The sequence below is a fragment of the Stenotrophomonas sp. YJH_SMC_17 genome (genome assembly GCF_059371655.1).
In genome coordinates, this window is the sequence record NZ_JCAFUU010000002.1 from 861,160 (window position 1) to 880,326 (window position 19,167).

Below are 19,167 nucleotides of genomic sequence, written 5' to 3' on the forward strand. Positions count from 1 at the left end.
TAAGCAATCATTCACGATAACCGTGCTTTTTGTATGATCAAGTCCGTTTTTCGCTCTAGACCCCTTCGACGACCGAAATCTCCACGCAGTAAGCTGCGTGCGCGAAAGAAGTCCGGCGCATCGGGGCCATTGGCAGCAGGGCGGCATGGGCCTGATCCTGACGACACTGATCCTGACTGCGCCCCCAATGGCCGCGATGTTCTTCCAGGGCACCCTGGGTACCTTCATGGCATGTTCGCAGATAGATGGTAGCCCGGTAGCGCAGGCGCCCAGCTCAAACGGCCAGCCGCCGGGTAGTTACATGCCGCCTCAGACTTTTAATGCGGAGAAGCATGTTTCACCACCAGTAACCTATGCAACCAGTGGAAGGTCTATAGGTGAAGGCGGGTCTAGCGGAAGTCTTGGGCCTGGTACGCATGGCAAGGCTGCTGGAAGTTAGTTGAGGCTTGATCAGCGCATGATTCAGGGATTGGAGTAAACACTATGATCAAGTTCTTTCTTGCGGCCGCGCTGCTGATAGCCCCTTTTTCCGCTCTGGCGGAGGGGAGATGTCCCCCTGGGCAGTACCCTGTTGGAGGGCAGGGCGTCGGCGGGTGTGCGCCTATTCCTGGCGGAAGCAGCTCTCCCTCCACTGGATCTTCTGCGCCGGCTCCGGCCGGGAAATGGGAGACGCGCTGGGGAGCCATCGCTGAGGACAAAAAACCAGCAACTGGTGGCTTGATGGCAACCGGTGTTTCCGTATCCCAGAAATCGAAGCGAGCTGCGGAAGCGGCGGCGATCGACGGATGTGTCCGGCGAGGAGGGAGCAAGTGTGAGATTCGTCTGAGCTATCACGATCAATGCGCCGCGATCGCCGATCCGTCGCCCCGCTCGGGCGGAAAGGCTGCCGGAAATTCAATCGTTGCCAGCGCTGAAACACTTGACGAAGCTCAATCGCTCGCGTTGAAGGAATGCGCCTCTGTGAATGATGGAGGAGCGTGTGAAGTGGCCTACTCGGCCTGCAGCATGTCGGAGTTCAGGGCGTTTCGTTGATCGCCAGGTTCTGCATGATGGCTGTCAGCAGACATGCATGCCGCGTCGGAAGGGGGGGCACTATGCGTGACAGCGTCTGATATGACTTGGGCTTTTTCCAGCGTGCCCCGGAGACTTCATGCATGTTCGCAGATGGTTGGAAATTGTATCGGACGCGAGTGAGTGACAATGACTAGTCGTTTGATTCAAGTGGTCGTAGCAGCAATGCTCTGGCTGGCATTCTCGTCCGCAAGCGCGGAGGGCAACTGCCCCCCTGGTATGTATCCGATCGGAGGACAGGGAGTACAGGGCTGTGCGCCTATCCCGGGAGCAAACAATGGCGGGATGACCGCTCCCGTTTCGTCGCCACAACCGTCTGGAGAATGGATCACCACCTGGGGTGCAATTGCCACATCCAAGCGAACTTCGGATGCAGGTGTGTCGACAGGGCAGCGAAGGAAGAGTGGAGCGGAGCAGGAAGCCCTTGGCAAATGTTCTTCCGCGGGTGCGAACGATTGCGAGGTTGTGCTTGCCTACTTCAATCAGTGTGCGGCATGGGTAGTTCCCAGCGGCCGTACAGGTCAGGGTGGCTCTGGCATTGGACGAGGGCCGACACTCGACGTGGCAGAGCGCGAAGCTCAGAAAGGCTGCACGAATGATCAAGCAGGGGCATGCGAGGTTTTCTACTCGGATTGCACAAAGCCGATCTTCAAGGCGTATTGATGCTGCGGCCTCTCCGCTGTGCCACTGAATCAGGAGGTTGGGATGATGAAATGCGGTCTGGCCGGGGTGTTGGTTGCTGCTGCCGCCGGGTTTGTTTGCGGTGTCAGTTCCGCGCAGTCGCGTTGGGAGGGGTGAGGCTCGCGCTTTGGGTCCTACAGTGGGTGGGCTGCCGGGAGCCCATGCGGCGATGGTAGAGTGCGCCGAGCCGTGACCCACCGCGCCGGGTCCGCACGAACAACTGCCGGGCGCTGACGGATGGTGCATCCCGAACCGGGACCCATCAGCGTCACTCCCGCTTTTATGTGATCAAGTCCGCTTTTCGCTCCGTTCCCCCTTCGACGACTGAAGCCTCCTCGAAGTAAGCTGCGTGCGCGTCAAAATTCCGGCGCATCGGTGCCATCGAACGCAGGAGCTTTCCCGTCCATGAGGACGCTGACGACCCGCGGTGCGGGTGACGCACACCCACAACACCACCACCGCAGGGCCGGGTCTATCATCCGCTCTGGCGGACACCGGGGCCTGCGGCGCATTGCGCGGTATCCCGGCCGGCGCACGCGTACTGGCAGGACGGGATTGAAGGAGTGGCAGCGGATGCAGAACGGGAGTGGCGCGAACATGGACAATGCCCTGGCGTTCGTGCCGTCCGGCGCGAACCTGCTGGAAGCCGTGCGCGGTGATCTGACCGGCAATGGCATCGACGACCAGTTGCTGGTGATCGATCAGCCCGCCCCCGATGGCCTGGTGCCCGGAGAGCACGGTCCCAACCGGGTGCTGTTGCTGCTGCTGGGCGATGCCGCGGGACAATGGCAGCTGGCGGCGCGCAACGACAAGCTGGTGCCGTGCTCTACCCGCGGCGGCATTGCCGGTGATCCCTTCGCCTACGTGACGATCGAGGATGGCGCGTTCAGCGTGATCACCAACGGCGGCAGCCGCGAGCGCTGGAGCAGCACCTATACGTTCCGCTACGCGCCGTCCGAGCAGGTCTGTTGGGTCCATGGCGTGCAGCGCCGGGTGGTCGACACCGAGACCGAGGCTACCCACACCCGTGACTTCTCGGTGGCCGAACTGGGCAGGGTGCGGTTTGAGGACTTCGATCCATCCGTGGTTGCCGACGTGAGCTTGCCTTGAGTGCCGCGCCTGTGAGGAGGCAGGAGGACCCCACGATGATCGAGCAGGAGTTTGACCGTGTCGCAGGATAGAGAGTCGCAGTTGTTGCGACAGGCCACGGAGGCCGGCATCACCTCGTCCCGGGAACTGGCCAACTTCATGGCGCAGGCCGGGCACGAGTCGCGTGGCCTGAGCCGGCTCAATGAAAGCTTCAACTTCACCCGGGGCATCTCGCAGATCCCGGTCGAGGCGGCGTGGCGTAACGGCAATGGTGCGCTGGAGAGCGCCCGCCAGGAGGCCCTGCGTGGCCGACCGGAGCACCTGGCCGAGCTGATGTACGGCGGGCGGATGGGCAATGACGCGCCGGGCGACGCGCTGAAGTATCACGGCCGCGGCTATCTGCCGCTGGTCGGCAAGGAGAATTACGAGCGTGCCGGCAAGGCGCTGGACCTGGACCTGGTGAACCACCCGGAACTGGCTGCGCAGCCCGAGCACGCCGGCCGCATCGCGGTCTGGCAATGGCAGACACGCGTGCCGGAGGCGGCACGCGAGGATGTGCGCGAGGCCACGCGTGCGATCAACGGCGCACTCAACGGCATCGAGGCCCGCCAGCAGCGCTTCGAGGTCTGGCAGCAGAAGCTGACGCCGGACGTGATGGCGCGGCTGGATAGAGGCGAAGTCGGGGCGCCGGCGCAGCAGGCCGGTGCACGGGACATGTCGCAGCCGGGCGAGCCGGGACACGTCCTGTTCCAGAACGCACGCCAGCACCTGCAGCAGATGGGGCCGCAGAGCGGGCTGCGCAGTGCGCAGGAACTGGACAATGCGGCCGGCGCACTGGCGCTGAGCGCACAGAAGGCGGGGATGTCGCGCATTGACCATCTGCTGGCGGGCAACGACGGACGCACGTTGTTTGCGGTGCAGGGCGCGTTGGGTGATCCGGCGATGCTGCGCGCGTCCATAGACAGGGAACAGGCCGCCCAGCAGCCGTTGGCGCAAAGCAGCCAGCAGATGGCGGCCAGTGTTTCGCAACAGGATCAGGCAGCTTCGGTTGCCCGCGAGCAGGAGCAGCGCTCGCGCTCAATATGATTCAAGGGGCGCTTGCGGGGTGGAGGCCCGCAGGCGCTGGACGCACGACGCGTGGCGCTTATCGGCGCCGATAGGGAAACCCAACGTAAGGACACCACATGCGAACCGTACTTCCAGTGTTCCGGCACGCCGTTGCCAGCTTCACGTCTGTCCGGCCGAGCCCGTCGCCGGTCTGGCTCCTGTCATTGAGTCTGGCTGCCTCATTGGCGCAGGCCCAGGACGCGCCACCACCGCTGCCGGAGGCTCCGCCGATGCCTCCTGCACTCGCCATCGTGCCGTTGCCGCCGGAACAGGCCACCGAGCGCGCGCTGGGCGCCCGCTGCCCGGTTGATCTGGCCGGACGTCTGGCTGCACAGGGTGATCTGCTGATCGGTGCCTGTGAGGGGCAGATGCCGGCGCACCTGGCGGCCGTGCTGGTCGCACTGCCTGAGCAGGACATTCACCTGCCGCGCAGCTGGCGCGAGCGTGAGGTGCGCCAGAAGGTGTGGTTCAAGGCGGTACCGGGCTTTGGCCAGCGTCCGGACTTCATTGCGCGGATGGGGGATGTCTGGGTGCGTTCGCTGGAGGGCCGTGACGCCGAAAGCACGTTCTATCTGGTGTCGGCGCCTTTCCTCTGCAGCAATCCGGCGGCCGGGACCACGGTGCAGGCGCAGGAGCCGGTGCGCGTGCCGGCCGGTGAGTGCCGCGAGGCTTACATCGCCCAGCGCGTATACCAGGTGCGCGGCGATGCTGCACCGAGGGAGGTAACGGCCGAGATCATGCCGGCCATGCCACCGTTGACGGAAGCCGATCGTGCGCGCCAGCTGGCTCGCGAAGGCAGGATCACGCTGGATCACAGCAAGCTGCAGTTCGGCCCGGCCATGCGCTGGTTCGTGCAGTACCCGGAAACCGCCCAGAAGGGTGGCCCGCGTGCGTTCAGTGACTGGAACCGCGAGCACCTCGCCTTCCTGGTCTGGACCGGTGATCGCTTCGAGCTGCGCGAGAAGATCCCGCGCAGCCAGTGGCCCTGCGACCCGGTGGCACCGGGAGATCGGGCCTGCGGCGGCTTCCCGGATTCCGGCCCGGATCTGTTTGTGACGGCCGGTACCTCCGCGCCGATGGCTGCCTCCGGTCCCTGAGCGGGAGTGCCGACGTGCAGCGGGAGCCGGGATGACCGGCTCCCGCGCCATCCATCAGGCCTGCATGCTGCGGGTCTGGTTCTGCTGCTGTTCCAGTTGCTGGTCGCGCTCCAGCGCAAGGCGCTGACCGGCGGCCTGCTGGTCGATGCGCTGGCTGCTCTGCTCCAGCGGCGTGTTCATCGCCACCGCGGTATCCACCGACACGCGCAGGTGTGCCGGGTCGCCGCCCTGGCCCTGCACCGCGAAGCTGCGCGATGCATCGGCATTCATCACGACTTCGTCGATGCGCTTGCCACCTGCGGCATGCATTTCGGCCGCCAGGCTGCCGGCCAGCTGCGTACTCATCACGTCCGGCACGCGCCCGACCCGCACGTCCTGCGCATGCACGCCGCGGATCGCGTCGTTGAACAATGGGTTGCCCAGGTGGTTGGCATCGTCCATGCGCAGCATGCTGGTGTGATGGCCGTTCTTCTCCGCCTCGCGGCGTGCCGGCTCACCGGGCTGCAGCGGGCCGCGGATGTGGTCGTACAGATCGATGGCGCCGCCCGGGATGCCTCGCGCTGCACGGGTAACGCCACGGCGCAGTGACTCTACGTCGTCGCGGTACTCCTCGATCATCTTGGCGTTGTCTTTGGCCAGCGTCTGCGTTTCCGGGTGCTTGAGTGCCGAGCCGTCGCCGAGGAAGTTGCCCAGTTTGTGCGCACCGAACGAGCTGCCTGCTGCAATGAGCGGGCTGTCCGGGATCAGGGCGCGCATCGGATGGTTGCTGAAGCCGTTTGCGGCGAGTGTCTTGATTTCATCCGGCTTCGCATAGATGCGCACCTGGCCGAAATGCGGCGACGCGGCGCTGACCGGATCGGAGGCCATGACGTGGTTGATCATGGTGTTGCCGCCTTCCGGGATGCGGTAGCTGAGGCTGACCGCGCCATAGGCATTGAAGGTCTCGCCCTTGACGTTGAAATGGTGCGAGGTGATCTGGGCGAGGGCGCCGCCGAGGGAGTGGCCAGTGACGGTGACTTCGGGTGGACGCTGCCCGAGATCCTGCCCCTCCTTCTTGGCGTAAGCGATGGCGCGTTGAGTCAGCGCGATGGCGTCTGGAGCCTGCACATTGGTGCGGGCAACGACCATGCCGCCATCGGTCAGAATCGCATCGCGTGCGATTTGTTCGGTTCCGCGATGTGCGACGACAATTTCATTGGTGTCGACTCGCTGGTAGATCGTTCCCTGATAACCGTTCAGTCGATTATCAACGTGCTCGAGAATCTTGTATTTGTGCCCGTTGATCGGGACGATTTCTTCTTGGCCAGGTGCACGACGACCGACTGCATAATCCTTGTATGCATCTTCGGATAGCGCAGCATAGTCTTGGCTGTTGAGGCTCATTGGCGGACCTCGCTGGCTTCAAGCGAAGCGGAGAACAGCGCATTCCGCAGTTCAGGGCGGAACTTGGTGGGATCTTCCTGGCCGCTTGCGCCGTAATCAGGAATCTCATTCACGCGCGGATAGTCTGCGCGAGGATAGTGGCGAGTCTCGGTCTCGCCTTTGACGAAGGGCGCTGCCTCAATGAACGACAGGAAGCGGGTCTCACCCTCGGCGCCGGTGGCTTTCAACATCGCGCCGGCGCCGCTGAATGCCCATTTGCAGACGCCACGACCGTAGTAGTCCTCATCCAGCATCCGGTCGAGGTACACGGTGCCGCGATACTCGCCCTCAGCGACCCTGCGCAGCTCCACAGGTTCCTGGCTTGTGATGCGGGCGGCGGTGCCGGTTGCCGGCTCGATGTGGCCGCACTGATCCTCGTTGGTGACGTCGTACTGCGCCACGCCTTCGACCACCGCGAAATCGCCGGGAGCGTCCTTCAGGCGCAATACCAGTTCATAAGCCTTGCGCGGGCTGGGGTTTAGCTTGGCGAGGCCGCGCCCACCCTGGGCGACATCGGCTTCGGCAGCGGCACGTTCCTGGTTCATGGCGGTCTCCGGGTTGCAGGCGGTCAATAGAAGCAGAGCAAGGCACGGGATCATCTTGTGGCGCAATGTCGGCCTCCTTGGGGGTAGAGGTGAATATGACCCTGGCAGTTCATGGCGCGAGCTTCTGCACAGTGGTGGTGGTTGAGAACAGCGCGTCGCGTAGATCTTCTTTGTAACCTGAAGGATCTTCTTTGCCACTTGCAGGATAGTTGGCAGCAAGTTCTGCGCGAGGATAGGCAATCTTCGGGTAGTAGAGAGTCAATGGCGATCCAGCGTTCACGCGTTCCTTTTTGAGGTACGTCAGGAATCTCGTATCTGCCTCGCCGTTCGTAGCGCGCAACATCGCACCGACACCCGTTAGCGTCCAATGGCAGGCGCCACGCCCGTAGTAGTCCTCGTCCTGCATGCGGTCGAGGTAGAACGTGCCGCGGTATTCGTTCTCACCGACCTTGCGTAGCTCGACGGGTTCCTGGCTGGTGATGCGCCCTGCAGTGCCGGTCGCGGACAGGATTCGGCCACAGCTTTCATGATTGCTGACGTCGTACTGCGCGACACCCTCCGCAACTACGAACGGGCCCGGCGCGTCCTTCAGTGTGAGCACCAGCTCATAGGCCTGCTTCGGTGCGGGATTGAGCTTGGCCAGGCCGCGTCCGCCCGCGGCGACATCGCGCTCTGCGTCTGCGTAAGGCGAGCACGCCGCCAGTGCCAGCAACAACAGGGTCGCCGGCAGCCAGCATCGTGCAGTGCGCGATGGCGTTGCCGTGCTCAAGGCGTGTTCCTGCATCGTGCATCCATGTCCATATATCCTTCCCTGGTGACAGGTTTCCCGATTATGGGGTGCCCGGGAAACCCGGCGCCACCCGAGAGCGGGCATGAGTGCCAGAAATTTGACGCATTCAGGATTGGGTGGTGTCGCGGAAGCGCTTGCGGCACAGTCGATCTGCCGGCATCGGAACGACCGCGTACCGCCTTCGACATTCTGCTGTCGTTCTGTGACATCGATCATTAATTCACGCGATCATCACCAGGCGAAGTCTTCCACCATGAACTACACGATCCGCCCCGAATCCGCTGCCGATCACGCCGTGATTCATGCGCTCACTGAAGCCGCCTTCCGCGAAGCCCCGCACAGCAGCCACACCGAGCAGTTCATCGTCGATGCGCTGCGTTCGCGTGGGGAACTGAGCATTTCGCTGGTCGCCGAAGCTCAGGGCCAGGTGGTGGGCCACATTGCGCTGTCGCCGGTCACCATCAGCGATGGAAGCACAGGCTGGTTCGGCCTTGGCCCGATCTCGGTGCTGCCCGCGTGGCAGGGGCAGGGTATTGGCGTGGCGCTGATGGGCGCGGCACTCGACGCGCTGCGTGGACTGGGCGCACAGGGTTGCGTGCTGCTGGGCGAGCCGGCGTATTACGGCCGCTTCGGCTTCCGTGCCGAGCCAGGCCTGGTGCTGCCGGGTGTGCCTGCGGAGTACTTCCAGGCGCTCTGCCTGCAGCCTCCGCTGGCGCAGGGCGAGGTGCAGTACTCGCCGGCCTTCGAGGCGACGGCCTGATCCACGGCGAGCGCGTGCCCGTCAGGGCGCGCGTCAGACCCGACAGATGTCAGCCGTTATGCCGAAGATGGATCAGCGGATACGGACGCCCCTGCGAATCGAGCGGTGAGCGACCGGTTTCGACGAAACCCATGCGCAGGTAGAAACCAACCGCCTGCGCGTTCTGTGCGTTGACGTCGGTGCTCAGCTGTGGGGACAGGGTCAACGCGTGCTGCAACAGCTGGCGACCAACCCCGGTGCCACGCACGTCCGGATCGATGAACAGTGCTTCCATGTGGGTGCCGTCGATCAGCATGAAGCCTACGGGCCGATCCTGCGCATCGACGGCAACGGTCATCTGCGCCTGCGGCAGGAAACCAGCCACTTCGGCATCGATGGCCTGGCGGTCTTCGGCACTGAGGAAATCGTGGGTGGCGTCGACGGCGCGACGCCAGAGGTCGACGAGGGCGGCGCCGTCGTCGGCGCGCGAGGGGCGCAGGGTGGTCATGGGTTCACCAAGGTGCTTCGGAAGAACACGAAGTATGAGGCTTTCCGGTAACGCCTGCAGGCGAAGATTCATCCCGCGTCGCGGTTGCAGGACGCGGCCCGCGAGCGCTTCGACGCACGCTGGCGCCGCCTGCACGACGCGGGGCGTACAATGCGACCCCGGCGGCCATCCTGGCCCAGTTGAAACGCGAGAACCGCCATGACCGATGTCCTGGGTGTACCGGTGCACGACGCCGATGAACACTGGATGCGCCATGCGCTGGCCTTGGCCGAGCGCGCACAGCGTGAGTTCGACGAGATTCCGGTCGGGGCCGTGCTGGTTAGCGCCGACGGCCAGCTGCTGGGCGAAGGCTGGAACCTCAACATTGCCTCGCATGATCCCAGCGCGCATGCCGAGATCGTGGCCATGCGGGCTGGGGGTAAGCTGCTGACCAACCATCGCCTGCTGGGCAGCACCCTGTACGTGACGCTGGAACCGTGCGCGATGTGTGCGATGGCGGTCGTGCATGCACGGGTATCGCGCTTGGTCTACGGCGCCAGTGATCCAAAGACCGGAGCGTGCGGCAGTGTGTTCGACCTGCTCGGTGACGCGCGCCACAACCACCGGGTGGAGATCCACGGCGGAGTGCTGGCCAAGGAAGCCAGCACGCGCCTGACCAATTACTTCCGCGCCAAGCGCGGCAAGCCGCCGCTGCTGCTGGAAGACCACGTCGGCGAGGGCTGAGGGGCGAACGGGTATGATGGGCGCCTCTTTCCTTCACCGGTAGGCCGCGCGCCTGCCCAGCAACGAGGCGACACAATGGCGGACACCGGCGCGGCCAACGAGCGACTGATCTGGATCGACCTGGAGATGACCGGGTTGGACACCGACAACGATTCGATCATCGAGATCGCGACCGTGGTCACCGACGCCCAGCTCAACGTGCTGGCCGAAGGTCCGGAATTCGCCATCCACCATCCGCTGGAAACGCTGGAGGCGATGGATGAGTGGAACCGCAACCAGCACCGCCGCTCGGGCCTGTGGCAGCGCGTGGTGGACAGCACCACGACGCTCGGCCAGGCCGAGGCGCAGACAGTGAACTTCCTGGCCCAGTGGATTCCGGCCGGCCTGTCGCCGATGTGCGGCAACTCGATCTGCCAGGATCGTCGCTTCCTGCACCGCCAGATGCCGCGGCTGGAGAAGTACTTCCACTACCGCAACCTGGACGTGTCCACGGTGAAGGAACTGGCCAAGCGCTGGGCGCCGACTGTGGCTGCCGGTGTCGGCAAGAACAGCAACCATACTGCCCTCAGCGACGTGCACGATTCGATCGCCGAGCTGCGCCATTACCGCCAGTTCATGGGGGCGTTGTCGGGGTTGCCGGCTGCTTGAACGACGCCGCCGGGCATGGACCGGCGCTACCCTCCGTTCAACTCCTTGGCGCTAAGATCGGCGCCATGAACGAGCCCATCCTGCTCCCGCGCGACATCGCCCACGACGCCCGCGACTGGTCCGACCTGCAGCGGGCGGTGGCCCTGCTGGAAGCGCCGACCCTGACCGCGCGCATGGCCAACCTGGTCGGCACGCCGCTGGAGTTCGCGGTGAAGGCGCTGCCCAGCTCGGTCTCCAATCGCATCCATGGCGCCGTGCAGGCGGCACTGTCCAAGTCCGCGCAGGCCGCGCTATGGAGCATGGACAACACCCCGGGCAAAGGCGCCTCTACCCGTTGGCACAAGCTGGCGGCGGCCACCTCCGGCGCGGTCGGTGGGGCGTTCGGCTTTGCGGCCTTGTTCATCGAGCTCCCGGTATCGACCACCATCATGATGCGCGCCGTGGCCGACGTGGCCCGCAGCGAGGGCTTCGACCTGTCCGAGTTCAGCACCCGCCAGGCTTGCCTGGAAGTGTTCGCGCTGGGCGGCAATTCGCCCCGTGATGACGCCAGCGAGACCGGCTACTACCTGGCCCGCGGTTTCACCACCGATGTGATGCGCCACCTGTCGGCCGAACTGGCCGGGCGCGTGGTGACCGGCCGTGACCTGACCCTGGGCGTGGCGCCGAAGGAGGCCGGCAAGCTGCTGGCGAAGATGGTGGAGAAGGTGGCGGCGCGGTTCGGTGTGGTGGTTACCGAGAAGTTCGCCGCGCAGGCGGTGCCGATTGTCGGTGCCGCTGCCGGTGCAACGCTCAATACCATGTTCACCGACTACTACCAGGACATGGCGCGTGGCCACTTCATCGTGCGCCGGCTGGAGTTGAAGTACGGGGAAGATGTGGTGCGCACCTGCTATGACCGGGTGGCGCATGGCGGGGTATTGATCGAGCCGACGCTGTAACCGGGTTTGGGGTCAGAGCCCTTTGCATTGCAAAGGGATCCGACCCGGCAGCGCGCGGTGTCGCATCCCGTTCCGGATGAAGGGGCTCTGGCCCTTGGCCACGCCATCCTTGCCTGCCGGGCACAACTGTTTTGCCACGGCACGCCTGTTGCCTTTCGCAGGCGGTCCCCATTCTTGCAGGTACTCCCCCCGCAAGAGATGTCCGCCATGTTGTTCACCTCCCACCGTCTGGGCCCGCTGACCCTGCCCAACCGCATCGTGATGCCACCGATGACCCGCTCGCGTGCCGCCGATGGCAACGTCGCCACCGCGGAGATGGCCGCCTACTACGCGCAGCGCGCCAGCGCGGGCCTGATCGTCAGCGAAGGTACCCAGATCAGCCCGCAGGGCCAGGGCTATGCCTGGACCCCGGGCATCCACAGCCCGGAACAGGTAAAGGGCTGGCGCCAGGTGACCGATGCGGTGCACGCCGCCGGTGGTCGCATCTACGCCCAGCTGTGGCATGTCGGCCGGGTCTCGCATGTGGCGCTGCAGCCGGGTGGTGCGGCGCCGGTGTCGTCGTCGGCGTTGTTGGCGGAAGGCGTGAAGGTATTCGTCGACCCGACCGGGGCAGGTCCCGAAGCCGGAGTGGGCGAAATGATCCAGCATTCGATGCCGCGCGCGCTGCGCGAGGACGAGATTCCGGGCATCGTCGCCGATTACGCGCAGGCCGCCCGCAATGCGCTGGCGGCGGGCTTCGACGGCGTTGAACTGCATGGTGCCAATGGCTACCTGATCAACCAGTTCATCGACTCGCAGGCCAACCAGCGTACCGATGGCTATGGCGGTTCGCTGCAGAACCGGCTGCGCTTCCTGCGCGAGGTGGTACAGGCGGTAGTGGCAGTGGCCGGCGGTGATCGCGTTGGCGTGCGCCTGGCGCCGCTGACCACGCTGCAGGGCGCGGTGGACGATACGCCGCAGGCGACCTATCTGGCGGCTGCACACCTGCTCGGTGAGCTGGGTGTGGGCTACCTGCACATTGCCGAGGCCGATTGGGATGATGCGCCGCTGATGCCGGTGGCCTTCAAGCAAGCGCTGCGCATGGTCTACCCGGGCACGCTGATCTACGCGGGCAAGTACACCGCCGAGCGCGCCGGGCAGGCGTTGGCTGAAGGTTGGGCCGACCTGATCGGGTTCGGCCGGCCGTTCATCGCAAACCCGGATCTGCCTGAGCGCCTGCGCACGGGTGCAGCGCTGAATCCGCCGGATCGCGCCACATTTTTCGGTGGTGGTGCCGAGGGTTTCACCGATTACCCGGCGCTGGAAGAGGCTGTCGAGGCCTGATGCCCCTCGGTGGGTGCCGACCGTTGGTCGGCACTACCGGGATGGATCAGGGCTTGTCGCGCACCAGCGCGTCGGCTTCGACCACGCCACCATCCTTGCCGTGCAGGTACAGGTGCATGTCCTGCTGCGGATACGGAATGTTGATACCGGCCTTGTCGTAGCCCAGCTTCAGCTGCTCCAGCAGCGTCACCTTGGTGCCGAACCAGTCGGCCGACTTCACGTAGCAGCGGATGCCGAGGTTGATCGCATGCGCGCCGAGTTCGTACACCACCACGTCCGGTGCTGGCGTCTGCAGCACGCGCGGGTCGGCCTTCATCAGCGCCAGTGCGGTATCGCGTGCCAGCTGGATGTTGTCCTCGTAGCCGATGCCGATCACCAGCTCGACGCGGCGCGTCGGTTCGGCGGTCAGGTTGATGATCGGCGCGGCGGTGATCAGCGTGTTGGGAAGGGTAGTGTGCTGGTTGTCGGCGCCGGTAAGCACCGTCTGGAAGATGCGGACTTCACGCACCGTGCCGGTCTGCCCGGCGATGGTGACCACGTCGCCGACACGGAATGGACGCAGCGTCACCAGCATCACGCCCGAGGCGATGTTGGACAGCGAATCCTTCAGGGCCAGGCCAACAGCGAGGCCAGCGGTGCCGAGTACAGCCAGCAGCGGCGAGATCGGCACGCCAAGCGTGGCGATCGCCAGCACCACCACGATCACCAGTGCCGCGGCGTAGACCACGTTGCGAAGGAAACTGCCCAGCATCGGATCCACGCCCATGCGCGAGGTGGCACGCGGCATTGCGTTGGAAATGCGGCGAGCGATCCACAGGCCGATCAGCAGTACGACGACCGCGGCCAGCAACGGGAGGCCGTAGGTTTCCAGCAGGCGTTCCCAGTCGAGTGAGTGGAACCAGGGGGTTGCGGCGGGAGTGGCGGGTGCTGCGGCGACGATCATGCGGACATCCTTTGCTGCGAAGGGCAGAGCGTCCTTGGACGCCAGAAACACGAAGCCCCGCAGCGGCGGGGCTTGCGTGCAGCAGCAGTATGGGCAGACGCCGATGAACACGACGTCAGCCCGCGGCCTTCACTGCATCAGCCGTTGGCCTTCAGCTTGGCCAGGCGCAGCCAGGTATCGACCACGGTGTCCGGGTTCAGCGACACCGACTCGATGCCTTCCTGCATCAGCCACTCGGCCAGATCCGGATGGTCGGATGGGCCCTGGCCGCAGATGCCGACGTACTTGCCCTTGGCGCGTGCGGCCTTTATTGCCATCGACAGCAGCTTCTTCACCGCCGGGTTACGTTCGTCGAACAGGTGGGCGACGATCGACGAGTCGCGATCCAGGCCCAGGCTCAGCTGGGTCAGGTCGTTGGAGCCGATCGAGAAGCCGTCGAAGATTTCCAGGAACTCATCGGCGAGCAGTGCGTTGGACGGCACTTCGCACATCATGATGATCTTCAGGCCGTTCTCGCCCTGCTTCAGGCCGTTCTGTTCCAGCACCTCGATGACCTTGCGGCCTTCTTCCAGCGTGCGCACGAACGGAATCATGACCCACAGGTTGTCCAGGCCCATTTCGTTGCGCACGCGCAGCACGGCCTTGCACTCCAGCGCAAAGGCGGCCGAGAAGCTCGGGTCGACGTAACGGCTGGCGCCGCGGAAGCCGATCATCGGGTTCTCTTCGTGCGGCTCGTAGTTGCTGCCGCCGATCAGGTTGGCGTACTCGTTGGACTTGAAGTCCGACAGGCGCACGATCACGGCATTCGGTGCGACCGAGGCGGTGAGGGTGGCGATGCCCTCGGCCAGGCGGTCCACGTAGAAGCTGACCGGATCACCGTAACCGGCGATCTTCTCGTCGATCTTCTTCTTGGTCGCCGCGTCCTGGCGGTCGTATTCCAGCAGCGCGTTCGGGTGGATGCCGATGTGGCTGGCGATGATCATTTCCAGGCGGGCCAGGCCGATGCCGGCGTTCGGCAGCTGGCCGAAGTCGAAGGCACGTTCCGGGTTGGCCACGTTCATCATGATCTTCAGCGGTGCCGGCGGCATGTTGCCCAGATCGGTGGTGGTGCGCTCGAAGCCGAGCTTGCCCTCGTAGATGAAACCGGTATCGCCTTCAGCGCAGCTGACGGTGACCAGCTGACCATCTTCGATGACCTTGGTGGCGTTGCCCGAACCGACCACGGCCGGCACGCCCAGCTCGCGCGCGATGATCGCAGCGTGGCAGGTACGGCCACCGCGGTTGGTGACGATGGCCGAAGCGCGCTTCATCACCGGTTCCCAGTCCGGGTCGGTCATGTCGGCGATCAGCACGTCGCCCGGCTGGACGCGGTTCATGTCATCCAGCGTCTTGACCACGCGGGCCACGCCCGAGCCGATCTTGGCACCGACGGCACGGCCTTCGGCCAGCACCTTGCCACCCTTTTCGGTCAGCGCGAAACGCTCGATCTGCGTGGCGTGGCTGCGCGACTTCACCGTTTCCGGGCGCGCCTGCACGATGAACAGCTTGCCGCTGACACCGTCCTTGGCCCACTCGATGTCCATCGGGCGGCCGTAGTGCTTTTCGATGACCAGCGCCTGCTTGGACAGTTCCTGCACGTCCTCGTCGCTGATCGAGAAGGTGTTGCGCAGTTCGGCCGGGGTGTCCTCGATCTTCACGCGCTCGCCGGGGACATCCGAATACACCATGCGGATCGCCTTGCTGCCGAGCGAGCGGCGCAGGATCGCCGGCTTGCCGGCCTGCAGGGTGGGCTTGTAGACGTAGTACTCGTCCGGGTTGACCGCACCCTGCACGACCATTTCGCCCAGGCCGAACGAGGAGGTGACGAACACCACGTCGCGGAAGCCGGACTCGGTGTCCAGGGTGAACAGCACGCCGGAGGAACCGACGCCCGAACGCACCATCAGCTGCACGCCGGCGGACAGGAACACGTCCTCGTGCTTGAAGCCGTGGTGCACGCGGTAGGCGATGGCGCGGTCGTTGTACAGCGAGGCAAACACTTCCTTGACCTTGTGCACGACGTCGTCGGCGCCGGTGACGTTGAGGAAGGTTTCCTGCTGGCCGGCGAAGGACGCGTCCGGCAGATCCTCGGCGGTGGCCGACGAACGCACGGCAACGGCCACGTCGCCACCGCCGTTGTCGGCGCTCAGCTTGGCGTAGGCGGTGCGGATGTCCTGGTCCAGCTGCGGCTGCAGCGGGGCATCGATCACCCAGGTGCGGATTTCCTTGCCGGCGGCGGTCAGCGCGTTGACGTCCTCGACGTCCAGCGTGGCCAGCTTGTCGAAGATGCGCTTGGACAGATCGTTGTGCGCGATGAAGTCCTTGAAGGCTTCAGCGGTGGTGGCATAACCGCCCGGCACCGAAACGCCCAGACCGGCGAGGTTGCCGATCATCTCGCCCAGCGACGAATTCTTGCCGCCTACGCGGGCCAGATCGGCCAGACGCAGTTCGTGCAACCACAGGATGTTCTCGTTCAAGCGCGATGCTCCGTTTGGCCATCGCCCGAGGCGGGCTGAGTGGCCGCGTCCGTAGGAAGAAGCCGATATGATGCCGGGCAGAGCACCGTCGGCACAAGCTTGTGCTGGCGGCCTTTTTAAGCTTCGTAGGGGGTAAAAGCGCGCATGTCGACCATCCGTCCGGTGTTCTACGTTTCCGATGGAACCGGTATCACCGCTGAAACCATTGGGCATAGCCTGTTGACCCAGTTCTCCGGGTTCAGCTTCATTACCGACCGGATGTCGTTTGTCGACGACCCCGAAAAAGCGCGTGAAGCCTGTGCCCGGATCCAGGCGGCGGGGGAGCGGTACCAGGTCCGGCCGATCGTGGTGAACTCCTGCGTGGACCAGAGCCTGAGCCTGATCCTCGCCGACAGCGGCGCGCTGATGCTGGATGTGTTTGCGCCGTTCATCGAGCCGCTGGAGCGTGAACTGGCCAGCCCGCGCCTGGCCCGGGTCGGCCAGGCCCACGGCATGGTTGATTTCGACACCTACCACCGCCGCATCAACGCGATGAACTTCGCCTTGACCCACGATGACGGCATCGCAGTGAACTACGACGACGCCGACGTGATCCTGGTGGCGGTGTCACGCGCCGGCAAGACGCCGACCTGCATCTACCTGGCCCTGCATTACGGGGTGCGCGCAGCCAATTACCCGTTGACTGACGAAGACCTGGAAAGCGACCGCCTGCCGCCGCGCCTGCGCAACTACCGGCGCAAGCTGTTCGGTCTGACCATCGATCCCGACCGCCTGCAGCAGATCCGCCAGGAGCGCCGCCCGAACTCGCGCTACGCCAACCTGGATACCTGCAAGCGCGAGGTGGCCGCGGCCGAGGTGATGTTCCAGATGGAGCGCATCCCGACCCTGAGCACCACCCATACCTCGATCGAGGAGATCTCCAGCAAAGTGCTGGCCACGCTGGGGCTGCAGCGCGAGCTGTATTGAGGCGCGCGCCACGTACGCCGGGCATCGCCCGGCGCTACCCGTGGATGCTGCGCCCTGTACAGCCGAGCCCACGCTCGGCGGCTCTTGGGCCAGAACCCGGTGGCCCAGTCGAGCATGGGCTCGGCGCAACAGGGGGATCACAGTCGGTGGGTTGGCTGTGGCGCGGACCGCCCCCACGTTGAAGCACCAACGTGTAGGATCGACCCATGGCCCGAGCCTTGCCCCGTACCGAACGCATTCCCAGACTGAGCCGGCTGAGCTGGCTGATGGGTCTGTACGCGGAGAACTATCGCCATCTGGTACGCCTCTTCGAGCCGGCCGGACTGGTGGCGGGCAGCTACATTTCCTCGATCGGCGACGGCCTGGATGTGCGCCTGGACGTGATCGAATGCCACCGCTACACGGTGGAGCTGCGCCTGACCTACGACTTGGCCGACCCGGTCACCGGCGAGCCGGATCCGTCGGCCTATGTGCGCCTGTACCGCGACGCGCGCCAGGCTGAGACCACCCATTGCTACGTCGGCCGCCGCTGGCAGGACACGATGGGCCTGTACCCGCCGCCGGCGGAGCTGATCAGCCACCGCATGCGGATGAACACCTTCCTCGGCAAGTGGCTGGAATACCTGGCCGAGCGCGGCCACGGTGTCGCCACCCTGCGCCGCGCCCCTGAGGGTGCCGTCGCGCCTGCAGAACGCCGCCTGTCGCTGGTGCGCTGATCGGCCATAATCCACGGCTGACCTGCCGCTGGATGCTGCCCCATGCCGTATACCCCGATCGTCGCCACCCTGGGCTACGTGCTGTCGCCTGATCGTCGCCAGGTGCTGATGATCCATCGCAATACCCGCCCCGGTGACCATCACCTGGGCAAGTACAACGGACTGGGCGGCAAGATCGAAGCGGACGAGGACGTGGCCGCCAGCATGCGCCGCGAGATCCAGGAAGAGGCGGGCATCGACTGCACTGGCATGCGCCTGCGCGGCACCCTGAGCTGGCCGGGTTTCGGCAAGCACGGCGAGGACTGGCTGGGCTTCGTGTTTGTCATCGATACCTTCGAAGGCACCCCGCACGGTGGCAACCACGAAGGCACGCTGGAGTGGGTGGACCTGGACAAGCTGGACACGCTGCCGATGTGGGAGGGCGACCGCAACTTCCTGCCGCTGGTGTTCGACGCCGACCCGCGCCCGTTCCATGGGGTGATGCCGTACAAGGACGGGCGCATGGTGAGCTGGTCCTACAGCCGGCTGTGACCCGACGAATCGGATGGGTGCCAACCATTCCGGTGGGTGCCAACCTTGGTTGGCACGCTCTCCCGGTCAATTAATACCCGGGTGATATTGACGAGCGCAAATTACCCGGGCAATATTTGCACATCGCCCCCGATGCCGATGCCATGCCTGCGTTCCGACTGCCCCCCTTCAGCTGTTTCGACGGCCATTGCCTGGTCGTTTCCGGTACGCCGGAAGTGGCCGCGCTGGCGCTCAAACAGCTGCGCGCCGACAACGCCGCAGGTCCGTTGCTGGTATTCGACAATGCCACTGGCCGCACCCGCGATTTCGATACGCGAGGCAGCGACGCGGAACTGCTGGCGCGGGTGGCCGAAGCGTTTCCGGCGCCGCTGCAGACGGATGTTGAAACCCACGCCGATGACACCGAAGATGCACCGTCACCCCCACGTGGCCGCGGTCGCCCGAAGCTGGGCGTGGTTGCGCGCGAAGTGACGCTGCTGCCGCGCCATTGGGCGTGGCTGGCCGAACAGCCGGGCGGGGCCTCCGTGGTCCTGCGCAGGCTGGTGGAAGCGGCCAGCCGTGCGGGTGCCGACAAGGACCGGCAGCGCCGCGATACGGAGCGTGCCTATCACTTCCTGCAGGCCATTGCGGGTGATCTGCCCGGCTTCGAGGAAGCCATCCGCCTCCTGTTCGCGCATGACCGCGCGGGCTTGGAAGCGGCGTTGCACCGCTGGCCCGGGGACGTGCGCGATCACGCCCTGCGGCTGGCCTTCGATATCCCACCTGCTTGAGTACTGACGACCGACCCAGGGCGCCGTGGATGAACGACGGCGCC

Annotated in this window: 20 protein-coding genes and 1 pseudogene; 15 read left to right on the top strand and 6 right to left on the bottom strand. The window is 65.1% G+C overall.

Features of this window, described 5'->3' with window-relative positions:
* Positions 1 to 133: 133 nt before the first annotated feature.
* The 6 genes and pseudogenes from AC5P8Z_RS09020 to AC5P8Z_RS09045 form a co-directional block, all read left to right on the top strand.
* Positions 134 to 439: pseudogene (locus AC5P8Z_RS09020) on the top strand (TrbL/VirB6 family protein); the annotation flags it as partial.
* A gap of 44 nt (positions 440 to 483) precedes the next feature.
* A complete protein-coding gene (locus tag AC5P8Z_RS09025; RefSeq protein ID WP_495228827.1) occupies positions 484 to 1,032 on the top strand; it encodes a DUF4189 domain-containing protein in 549 nt (182 codons plus the stop codon).
* Positions 1,033 to 1,356: 324 nt separating this feature from the next.
* Complete coding sequence (locus tag AC5P8Z_RS09030; protein ID WP_228354626.1) at positions 1,357 to 1,734, top strand: DUF4189 domain-containing protein; 378 nt, start codon at positions 1,357 to 1,359, stop codon at positions 1,732 to 1,734.
* A gap of 591 nt (positions 1,735 to 2,325) precedes the next feature.
* Complete coding sequence (locus AC5P8Z_RS09035; protein WP_295568754.1) at positions 2,326 to 2,862, top strand: hypothetical protein; 537 nt, start codon at positions 2,326 to 2,328, stop codon at positions 2,860 to 2,862.
* Between the two features lie 57 nt (positions 2,863 to 2,919).
* On the top strand, positions 2,920 to 3,927 hold the full coding sequence (locus AC5P8Z_RS09040; RefSeq protein ID WP_495228828.1) for an XVIPCD domain-containing protein: 1,008 nt from the start codon (positions 2,920 to 2,922) through the stop codon (positions 3,925 to 3,927).
* 98 nt (positions 3,928 to 4,025) lie between these two features.
* Positions 4,026 to 5,045: a hypothetical protein gene (locus AC5P8Z_RS09045; protein WP_495228830.1), complete on the top strand. Its 1,020-nt coding sequence runs from the start codon at positions 4,026 to 4,028 to the stop codon at positions 5,043 to 5,045.
* 54 nt (positions 5,046 to 5,099) lie between these two features.
* On the opposite strand, the gene AC5P8Z_RS09050 is transcribed toward AC5P8Z_RS09045, so the two are convergent.
* The 3 genes from AC5P8Z_RS09050 to AC5P8Z_RS09060 are packed head-to-tail and all read right to left on the bottom strand — an operon-like array spanning position 5,100 to position 7,796.
* A complete protein-coding gene (locus AC5P8Z_RS09050; RefSeq protein WP_286068888.1) occupies positions 5,100 to 6,428 on the bottom strand; it encodes an XVIPCD domain-containing protein in 1,329 nt (442 codons plus the stop codon).
* Positions 6,425 to 7,078 (bottom strand): hypothetical protein, encoded by a 654-nt coding sequence (locus AC5P8Z_RS09055; protein WP_286068887.1) that lies wholly within the window; start codon positions 7,076 to 7,078, stop codon positions 6,425 to 6,427. The genes AC5P8Z_RS09050 and AC5P8Z_RS09055 overlap by 4 nt, the downstream gene beginning before the upstream one ends.
* A gap of 43 nt (positions 7,079 to 7,121) precedes the next feature.
* Positions 7,122 to 7,796: a hypothetical protein gene (locus AC5P8Z_RS09060; RefSeq protein ID WP_286068886.1), complete on the bottom strand. Its 675-nt coding sequence runs from the start codon at positions 7,794 to 7,796 to the stop codon at positions 7,122 to 7,124.
* Positions 7,797 to 8,055: 259 nt separating this feature from the next.
* Here AC5P8Z_RS09060 and AC5P8Z_RS09065 point away from each other — a divergent pair, with 259 nt between their 5' ends.
* Entirely contained in the window at positions 8,056 to 8,562 is a 507-nt protein-coding gene (locus AC5P8Z_RS09065; protein ID WP_495228832.1) for a GNAT family N-acetyltransferase, read from the top strand.
* Positions 8,563 to 8,611: 49 nt separating this feature from the next.
* Here AC5P8Z_RS09065 and AC5P8Z_RS09070 read toward each other — a convergent pair whose 3' ends face one another.
* A complete protein-coding gene (locus AC5P8Z_RS09070; protein WP_286068883.1) occupies positions 8,612 to 9,049 on the bottom strand; it encodes an acetyltransferase in 438 nt (145 codons plus the stop codon).
* A 198-nt stretch (positions 9,050 to 9,247) separates the two neighbouring features.
* Here AC5P8Z_RS09070 and tadA point away from each other — a divergent pair, with 198 nt between their 5' ends.
* The 4 genes from tadA (at position 9,248) to AC5P8Z_RS09090 (ending at position 12,681) form a co-directional block, all read left to right on the top strand.
* On the top strand, positions 9,248 to 9,772 hold the full coding sequence (tadA, locus tag AC5P8Z_RS09075; protein WP_495228834.1) for a tRNA adenosine(34) deaminase TadA: 525 nt from the start codon (positions 9,248 to 9,250) through the stop codon (positions 9,770 to 9,772).
* Between the two features lie 75 nt (positions 9,773 to 9,847).
* Positions 9,848 to 10,420 (top strand): oligoribonuclease, encoded by a 573-nt coding sequence (orn, locus tag AC5P8Z_RS09080; RefSeq protein ID WP_106549108.1) that lies wholly within the window; start codon positions 9,848 to 9,850, stop codon positions 10,418 to 10,420.
* Positions 10,421 to 10,485: 65 nt separating this feature from the next.
* Positions 10,486 to 11,358, top strand: a complete 873-nt coding sequence (locus tag AC5P8Z_RS09085) for an EcsC family protein (protein ID WP_014647556.1) — start codon at positions 10,486 to 10,488, stop codon at positions 11,356 to 11,358.
* A 207-nt stretch (positions 11,359 to 11,565) separates the two neighbouring features.
* A complete protein-coding gene (locus tag AC5P8Z_RS09090; protein WP_286068882.1) occupies positions 11,566 to 12,681 on the top strand; it encodes an alkene reductase in 1,116 nt (371 codons plus the stop codon).
* A 46-nt stretch (positions 12,682 to 12,727) separates the two neighbouring features.
* On the opposite strand, the gene AC5P8Z_RS09095 is transcribed toward AC5P8Z_RS09090, so the two are convergent.
* Complete coding sequence (locus AC5P8Z_RS09095) at positions 12,728 to 13,624, bottom strand: mechanosensitive ion channel family protein (RefSeq protein ID WP_495228836.1); 897 nt, start codon at positions 13,622 to 13,624, stop codon at positions 12,728 to 12,730.
* 137 nt (positions 13,625 to 13,761) lie between these two features.
* The gene (gene ppsA / locus AC5P8Z_RS09100) at positions 13,762 to 16,140 is read right to left on the bottom strand and encodes a phosphoenolpyruvate synthase (RefSeq protein ID WP_495228838.1); all 2,379 of its coding nucleotides are present in this window, start codon (positions 16,138 to 16,140) and stop codon (positions 13,762 to 13,764) included.
* 144 nt (positions 16,141 to 16,284) lie between these two features.
* Between ppsA and ppsR the strand changes: the two genes are divergently transcribed.
* From ppsR to AC5P8Z_RS09120, 4 genes are all read left to right on the top strand, one after another.
* Positions 16,285 to 17,106, top strand: a complete 822-nt coding sequence (gene ppsR, locus AC5P8Z_RS09105) for a posphoenolpyruvate synthetase regulatory kinase/phosphorylase PpsR (RefSeq protein WP_006452040.1) — start codon at positions 16,285 to 16,287, stop codon at positions 17,104 to 17,106.
* Between the two features lie 206 nt (positions 17,107 to 17,312).
* Positions 17,313 to 17,822, top strand: coding sequence for a DUF1249 domain-containing protein (locus AC5P8Z_RS09110; protein WP_286068876.1), 510 nt, complete (start codon positions 17,313 to 17,315; stop codon positions 17,820 to 17,822).
* 42 nt (positions 17,823 to 17,864) lie between these two features.
* The gene (locus AC5P8Z_RS09115) at positions 17,865 to 18,353 is read left to right on the top strand and encodes an NUDIX hydrolase (protein ID WP_295569753.1); all 489 of its coding nucleotides are present in this window, start codon (positions 17,865 to 17,867) and stop codon (positions 18,351 to 18,353) included.
* Positions 18,354 to 18,496: 143 nt separating this feature from the next.
* Positions 18,497 to 19,123 (top strand): DUF2239 family protein, encoded by a 627-nt coding sequence (locus AC5P8Z_RS09120; protein WP_495228839.1) that lies wholly within the window; start codon positions 18,497 to 18,499, stop codon positions 19,121 to 19,123.
* Positions 19,124 to 19,167: the final 44 nt, after the last annotated feature.

Coding starts and splice junctions, on each gene's coding strand:
- AC5P8Z_RS09070 (WP_286068883.1), bottom strand. CDS start 9,049: ATGACCACCCTGCGCCCCTCGCGCGCCGACGACGGCGCCGCCCTCGTC.
- ppsR (WP_006452040.1), top strand. CDS start 16,285: ATGTCGACCATCCGTCCGGTGTTCTACGTTTCCGATGGAACCGGTATC.
- AC5P8Z_RS09085 (WP_014647556.1), top strand. CDS start 10,486: ATGAACGAGCCCATCCTGCTCCCGCGCGACATCGCCCACGACGCCCGC.
- AC5P8Z_RS09035 (WP_295568754.1), top strand. CDS start 2,326: ATGCAGAACGGGAGTGGCGCGAACATGGACAATGCCCTGGCGTTCGTG.
- AC5P8Z_RS09120 (WP_495228839.1), top strand. CDS start 18,497: ATGCCTGCGTTCCGACTGCCCCCCTTCAGCTGTTTCGACGGCCATTGC.
- AC5P8Z_RS09030 (WP_228354626.1), top strand. CDS start 1,357: ATGACCGCTCCCGTTTCGTCGCCACAACCGTCTGGAGAATGGATCACC.
- orn (WP_106549108.1), top strand. CDS start 9,848: ATGGCGGACACCGGCGCGGCCAACGAGCGACTGATCTGGATCGACCTG.
- AC5P8Z_RS09050 (WP_286068888.1), bottom strand. CDS start 6,428: ATGAGCCTCAACAGCCAAGACTATGCTGCGCTATCCGAAGATGCATAC.
- AC5P8Z_RS09090 (WP_286068882.1), top strand. CDS start 11,566: ATGTTGTTCACCTCCCACCGTCTGGGCCCGCTGACCCTGCCCAACCGC.
- AC5P8Z_RS09025 (WP_495228827.1), top strand. CDS start 484: ATGATCAAGTTCTTTCTTGCGGCCGCGCTGCTGATAGCCCCTTTTTCC.
- AC5P8Z_RS09060 (WP_286068886.1), bottom strand. CDS start 7,796: ATGCAGGAACACGCCTTGAGCACGGCAACGCCATCGCGCACTGCACGA.
- tadA (WP_495228834.1), top strand. CDS start 9,248: ATGACCGATGTCCTGGGTGTACCGGTGCACGACGCCGATGAACACTGG.
- AC5P8Z_RS09045 (WP_495228830.1), top strand. CDS start 4,026: ATGCGAACCGTACTTCCAGTGTTCCGGCACGCCGTTGCCAGCTTCACG.
- AC5P8Z_RS09095 (WP_495228836.1), bottom strand. CDS start 13,624: ATGATCGTCGCCGCAGCACCCGCCACTCCCGCCGCAACCCCCTGGTTC.
- AC5P8Z_RS09065 (WP_495228832.1), top strand. CDS start 8,056: ATGAACTACACGATCCGCCCCGAATCCGCTGCCGATCACGCCGTGATT.
- AC5P8Z_RS09110 (WP_286068876.1), top strand. CDS start 17,313: ATGGCCCGAGCCTTGCCCCGTACCGAACGCATTCCCAGACTGAGCCGG.
- AC5P8Z_RS09115 (WP_295569753.1), top strand. CDS start 17,865: ATGCCGTATACCCCGATCGTCGCCACCCTGGGCTACGTGCTGTCGCCT.